This is a genomic window from Daejeonella sp. (assembly GCF_044342615.1).
Classification (GTDB): domain Bacteria; phylum Bacteroidota; class Bacteroidia; order Sphingobacteriales; family Sphingobacteriaceae; genus Daejeonella.
In genome coordinates, this window is the sequence record NZ_JBIIPN010000138.1 from 1 (window position 1) to 6800 (window position 6800).

Consider the following 6800-nt stretch of genomic DNA (forward strand, 5'->3'; position numbering starts at 1 on the left):
GGGACTTTATTACCATTTTTTACCTCCCATTGTGAGGATGGGGTAAAATCTGAACTCGGTCCTACTGATATTATTGAAAGTTTCTTCGGTCAGTATGAGCAATACGTTCATGCCGCCGATCGCTTTGATCTATTATTTCGATTTATTCAATACATTGAGCGTCAGGTGGTTTTATTTGATGCGGTTGAAGATGCTTCTTTCAATAAGACTGGCCGATTTGAAGACACAGGTTCTTTAAATTCACTGTTTCAGCAGGCTGCTTCAAGCCCGGCAATCGACAAAAAAATTAAAGATAAGCTGAAAGATTTCTCACTTAGATTGGTTTTGACAGCGCATCCAACGCAGTTTTATCCTGGTCCGGTGTTGGCCATTATTACCGATTTGATTGAAGCCTTGAAGCAAAACGACATCAATTCAATCAATTTATTGTTAAAACAACTTGGAAAAACCCCATTCTTCAATAAAAATAAGCCAAGCCCTGTAGATGAAGCAGCTAGTCTTGCTTGGTTTCTTGAAAATGTTTTTTATCAAACAACCTCAAGTATTCAATCACAAATTGACAAGGAGTTTGATCTTTCAGATTCAGCTCAGTTTATAGAATTAGGTTTTTGGCCTGGCGGCGATCGGGATGGTAATCCTAATGTGACTACGGAAAGTACCAAAACTGTCTCAGCTCTATTAAGAACAATACTTTTTCGTTGTTATTATCGCGATTTTCGTAACTTAAAAAGACGTGTTACCTTCCGTGGAGTGGAAGGGTATATTTCAACATTGCAGGATCTCTTTTATGAAAACAGCTTTAATGTGGCCGAAAATCCAGAAAATCAACAGGCTGAGATTCTTGCAAACCTCGAAGCAATCAAAAAAGTGCTTGTTGAAGTCCATGATGGCTTATTTTTAGATAAAGTTGAAGATCTCATCAATAAAGTAAAGCTTTTTGGCTGCTATTTTGCCTCTTTAGATATTAGACAAGATAGCCGTATTTTAAGAAATGTACATCAATATGCTTTAAAGCAAAATGGCATAGAAAGAGGAACTGAACAATTTACTGAAGAAGAGCGTATTGTCCAACTCGCATTTAAAGAATTAGATTTCCATTGTCCAGATCAGCCAGACCCTCTAATTAAAGATACGCTGGATACAATTCGTTTGGTTAAAAAGCTTCAATTTGCTGGTGGCGAGAAGGCATGTCATCGTTTTATAATTAGTAATTGTCAGCAAGCCTCAGATATTCTTCAATTAATGGAGTTATTCCTAATGAGCGGATGGAAAAAGGAATCCCTAAATATAGATTTTGTTCCACTATTTGAAACTATTGACGATTTATCAAAGGCAAGCCAAATTATGGAGGTGCTTTATACCCATCCCTTCTATTGCGAGCATTTAAAGCGTCGGAATAATAAACAAACCATTATGCTAGGTTTCTCGGATAGCACAAAGGATGGGGGTTATTTGATGGCAAACTGGTCGATTTTAAAGGCCAAGGTGGCATTAACTACTACTGCGAGAACTAATGGGGTCAAACTAGTGTTTTTTGATGGTAGAGGGGGCCCCCCAGCTAGAGGTGGAGGTAAAACTCATTTATTTTATGCTTCTATGGGTAAAGATATGGCGAATGATCATATTCAGCTTACCATTCAGGGACAAACAATTAGTAGCCAATATGGTTCATTTGATAGTGCTCATTATAACATGGAGCAACTTATCAATGCTGGTATTGTTTCTTCTTTAGCATCTAATAATGAACAAACATTAAATGCTGCTCAAACCGACTTAATTGCCAGTTTGGCAAATGATAGTTATGAGGTATTTGCTGCTCTTACAAAACATCCTTTGTTTTTGAAATATCTCGAAAAATATAGTCCACTAAAGCTACTTTCTCAAATTAATATTAGCAGTAGACCTGTTAAAAGGAATGTAGATTCAGAATTAAGGCTTGAAGACCTTCGTGCAATTAGTTTTGTTACCGCTTGGAGTCAGTTAAAACAAAATATTCCAGGTTATTATGGTGTGGGTACAGCTTTGAAAAAAGCAAAGGATAATGGTTCCTTTAATGATATAAAAACACTTTACAACGAATCAGGTCAATTTAAGACCATGATTGATAATTGTATGATGTCGATGTCTAAATCTGATTTTAGACTAACAGCACATCTTGAAAATGATGGTACTTTTGGACCATTTTGGAAGATGATTAGAGATGAATTTGAGCTTACTCGCAATTTATTGCTTGAGGTATCTGATACTCATTCTTTAATGGAACAATACCCCGTGGAGCGTAAATCAATCGCTTTACGCGAAAAAATTGTCTTGCCATTGGTTATCATTCAACATTATGCTCTTCAACAGCTTAATAAATCGAAAGCATCAAATTTAGATGATAGTCATAATGAAATATATGATAAGCTGATTATTCGTACAGTTTATGGAATAGTAAATGCAGGAAGAAACTTAGTTTAACATTTTTATAGTAGAAAAGGCCTGTTATTTATTAAGTAACAGGCTTTTTTTGTGTGCCCAGAGGGATTCGAACCCCCATCAGCAGAACCGGAATCTGCAATTCTATCCATTGAACTATGGGCACCTTTCTCCGAAGGATTTTATATTATTTTTTAGCCAAGGGATATTAAACATTAAACCTGAAGTGCATAATGTCGCCATCTTGCACAATGTATGTTTTTCCTTCTACACCTAACTTTCCTGCTTCCTTACAAGCGGCTTCGGATCCTAGGGTGATAAAATCTTCATATTTAATAACTTCTGCTCTGATAAAGCCTTTCTCAAAGTCGGAGTGGATTACACCTGCAGCTTGCGGTGCAGTAAATCCTTGAGTGATAGTCCACGCTCTAACTTCTTGAACACCAGCAGTAAAATAGGTAGCTAAATTCAAAAGTTTGTAGGCTGCACGGATTAATTGTGTTACACCCGATTCAGAAAGTCCTAAATCCTCTAAAAACATTTGACGCTCTTCAAAGCTCTCTAAAGAAGCAATTTCAGCTTCTATCTGTGCTGAAATTACCAAAACTTCTGCATTTTCTTCTTTTGCAGCAGCTCTAACTAGATCAACGTATTTATTACCATTTACAATAGATTTTTCGTCTACATTACAAACATACATCACCGGTTTTTCGGTAAGTAAGAATAAATCGGCTATAAATTCTTTATCTTCTTCACTAATAGGGGCAGTTCTTACAGATTTTCCAGTCTCTAAATGAGTTTTTATAATATTGCAAATCTCATAAGTCCTTTTGGCATCCTTATCATTCCCAGTTTTAGCCATTTTTTCAACCTTTTGAATTCTTTTGCTAATGGCATCTAGGTCTTTTAGCTGTAATTCAGTATCGATAATCTCCTTATCACGGATAGGGTCAACTGAACCATCTACGTGGATTACATTATCATCATCAAAACAACGTAAAACATGAATAATAGCATTGGTAGCTTTAATGTTTCCAAGAAATTGATTTCCTAGACCTTCTCCCTTACTAGCCCCTTTCACTAATCCTGCAATATCAACAATCTCAATCGTATTTGGTTGTACTTTTACTGGTTTTACTAGTTCTGCGAGTTTAGTTAAACGCGGATCAGGTACTGTAATCACACCAATATTCGGCTCAATAGTACAAAATGGGAAATTTGCTGCCTGTGCTTTCGCATTTGATAAACAATTAAAAAGTGTTGATTTTCCAACATTGGGTAAGCCAACTATACCGCACTGTAATGCCATATGAATGAATCGTAATTTGAATAAATATATAAATCAATAGATTAGGCAATATCTAATGGATTTTGCCTCTTTTCTCTATTTGGCGCAAAGATAGAAATTATGTTCTGAGTTTTCTCGCAGATTACAAAGCATTTGATATTCCTCTTATGGAAGGCTTTTATATTCGTTTTGGGGATAGGTAAAGCAAAAATAAACCCCCGAATCAAATTATTGAAACAGGGGCCTATTTAAATTAGTGTTTAAATTGAGTATTAAATCTCAAATGAGAAATCATCATCAGCTTTTGATTGCTCATTATAATTCTCTGAATATTCGTATCGTTTTTCAACAACTTCTTGGTTAGCCTTAATATAATCGATCGTTTCTTTTAAACCTTCAGCAAATTTTTCAAAATCTTCTTTGTAAAGAAAAATTTTGTGTTTTATAAAAACACCATCTTCCAAACGTTTTTTACTTTCAGTTACGGTTACATAATAATCGTTAGAACGTGTAGCTTTAACATCAAAAAAGTAGGTGCGCTTCCCGGCTCTTACCTTCTTCGAAAAAACCTCTTCTCTTTCTTTGTTGTCGAAATCTCCCATTGATTTATTTTTTTCTTGGGGTAAATATAATAGATATTCGGAAAGTTACAAATTGATTTTTTTTCTGCACAAAGAATATTTAATATTCAAAGAAAATTAATAGCTATCTGCAATTAATTATTTCTTGTTTAACACTGCTAAATGCTTGTTTATTAAGGTATTTGTTCTTCTAGTAATTGCTTTTCATATAAATCGAAATAGCTTCCTTTTAAGTCAATTAAAGCTTCATGTGTGCCTTGTTCAATAATTTTGCCTTCATCCATCACTAAAATATGGTCGGCATTTTTAATACTTGATACCCGATGTGAAATTAAAATACTAGTCTTATTTTTCATTATCCGACCTAAATTGTTCAATATTTGTTCTTCTGTGCTTGTGTCAATCGCTGATAAACAATCATCAAAAATAAGTATCTGTGGTTCCTTTATAATAGCTCTTGCAATTGAAAGCCGCTGTTTTTGTCCGCCCGAGAGACTAATCCCACGCTCCCCAATCATCGTTTGAAAGTCTTTTTCAAAACCTATAATATTGTCATAAAGCGCTGCATCTTTTGCTGCTTGCTCAACCTGACTTTGCTCGGCCACTGATAAACCAAATGCAATATTATTGTAAATGCTATCTGAGAATAGAAAAACTTCCTGAGGTACAAATCCAATTTGATTCCGAAAATGTGTTAAATCTAAATCTTTTATCTCTTGATTATCAATCAATATTTCACCTTGATCAGCATCATACATGCGCATCAATAAATTCGCAATAGTTGATTTCCCGGATCCTGTACGGCCTATTATTGCTAAAAACTGTCCCTTTTCTACCTTAAACGATATGTTTTTAATCGCCTCAATGCCAGTATCCGGGTATTTAAAGCTTACATCTTTAAATTCTATTAATCCAGTTAATTTTATTTCCTTTTTATTAAATGAAGTAATTTCAGGTTCAGTTTTTAAAAATTCATTAATTCTTTTTTGAGATGCCGAAGCTCTTTGAATAAGTGATGTTACCCATCCCAAAGAGGTTACAGGAAAGGTTAACTGACTCACATAAACAATAAACTCTGCGATATTACCTGATGAAATAGTGCCCTTCATTACCTCAATTCCGCCAATATATACAGTAGCAATAGTACTTAAGCCTACCAATAAAAGCATAATTGGATAGAATAATGCTTGTACTTGTACCAGACTCATCGAGTGAGTTTTATAGTCTTCACTTTCCTGATTAAACTTTTTACGGATATCATCCTCCCGCACATAAGATTTAACTACTCTAATTCCGGAAAAGCTTTCTTGAACAAAACTCGACATGGAAGAAAGTTGCTCTTGAATTTTTTCGCTTCTTTGATTTATAATCGTGTGTACATAATAAATGGTCACTGCTAGTAGTGGTAAAGGCAATAATGAAAATAAAGTAAGTCGCGCATTAACATTAAACATTGCCACAATTATCAAAATAAATAATACAGCAGTATTGATGGTGTACATAATTGCGGGGCCTAAATACATTCTGACTCTACTTACATCTTCAGTAACCCGATTCATTAAGTCGCCAGTATTATTCCGGCGATAAAATGCCATCGAAAGCTTTTGATAATGTTCATAAATCTCATTTTTGAGGTCGTATTCGATATGCCTCGACATTAGAATAATGGTTTGCCTCATAAAAAAGAGGAAAATGCCTCTGAGTAAAGCTAATGCAAGTACTGTTAGCCCGAAAAACAATAAACTCTGCCCAAAAATCACAGCTATCATTTCTTGTTTTTCAAAGCCATTATAAAGTTTATAAATGGCAATATTTTCGTTTACGAGATCAAAAGCAATGCGAATAACTTGTGCCGGGAGTACTGCAAATAGATTCGAAATAATTACAAATAGAATCCCTGGTATAAATCGCCATCGATATTTATAGAAAAACTTATTGAGGTAGGCTAATTCTTTCATGCTGCAGCTATCCCACAAAAATATGAATTTATGTATTAGCTATTGGATTAAATGCTTTGTCTTTCTTGTATTTTTCTTTCTTGATAGGTGATTTTTGCAATTATTGCAAAGGGTTTATTGTAAATCCTTAAGAATGAATTTGTTATTTAGGGTGTATTTGGATTTGTTTTTGAGTTTATATCTTTCCGACTAGTCTTTATAAATAAAATTGATTTAATTTTTAATTATTGAATTAGCCCATTGTATTGGGGCATAGTTTGGAAATTTTACTACTTTTGTCGGGTAAAAAGCTCCAATTAACATGACATTATCCCAATTTGATGAACATTCAGTTTTTAGTCAGCTTGATGCTTTCAGCCATCAAAAATTAGTTTATTGTAGTGATCCTGGTACGGGATTGAAGGCAATTATTGCTATTCATGACACTACATTAGGCCCTGCCTTGGGTGGAACGCGTATGCAGCCATACAAATCTGAAACCGAGGCATTGCATGATGTTTTGCGTTTATCGCGAAGCATGACTTATAAAGCTGCCATCACTGGATTAAATTTAGG

General features: G+C 34.7%; 5 protein-coding genes and 1 tRNA gene. 2 read left to right on the forward strand and 4 right to left on the reverse strand.

The window, feature by feature from the left end:
• On the forward strand, positions 1-2460 hold a 2460-nt coding region (locus ACIQ0D_RS10700), incomplete at its 5' end, for a phosphoenolpyruvate carboxylase (protein ID WP_395805447.1).
• Between the two features lie 52 nt (positions 2461-2512).
• Here ACIQ0D_RS10700 and ACIQ0D_RS10705 read toward each other — a convergent pair.
• From ACIQ0D_RS10705 to ACIQ0D_RS10720, 4 genes are all read right to left on the reverse strand, one after another.
• A tRNA-Arg gene (locus ACIQ0D_RS10705) sits at positions 2513-2584 on the reverse strand.
• A 42-nt stretch (positions 2585-2626) separates the two neighbouring features.
• Positions 2627-3727: a redox-regulated ATPase YchF gene (gene ychF / locus ACIQ0D_RS10710; protein ID WP_395805449.1), complete on the reverse strand. Its 1101-nt coding sequence runs from the start codon at positions 3725-3727 to the stop codon at positions 2627-2629.
• Between the two features lie 251 nt (positions 3728-3978).
• A complete protein-coding gene (locus ACIQ0D_RS10715; protein WP_291401871.1) occupies positions 3979-4308 on the reverse strand; it encodes a DUF3276 family protein in 330 nt (109 codons plus the stop codon).
• 152 nt (positions 4309-4460) lie between these two features.
• The gene (locus ACIQ0D_RS10720) at positions 4461-6245 is read right to left on the reverse strand and encodes an ABC transporter ATP-binding protein (protein ID WP_395805454.1); all 1785 of its coding nucleotides are present in this window, start codon (positions 6243-6245) and stop codon (positions 4461-4463) included.
• Between the two features lie 301 nt (positions 6246-6546).
• Here ACIQ0D_RS10720 and ACIQ0D_RS10725 point away from each other — a divergent pair.
• A partial coding sequence (locus ACIQ0D_RS10725; protein ID WP_395805452.1) for a Glu/Leu/Phe/Val dehydrogenase dimerization domain-containing protein occupies positions 6547-6800 on the forward strand: 254 nt, incomplete at its 3' end.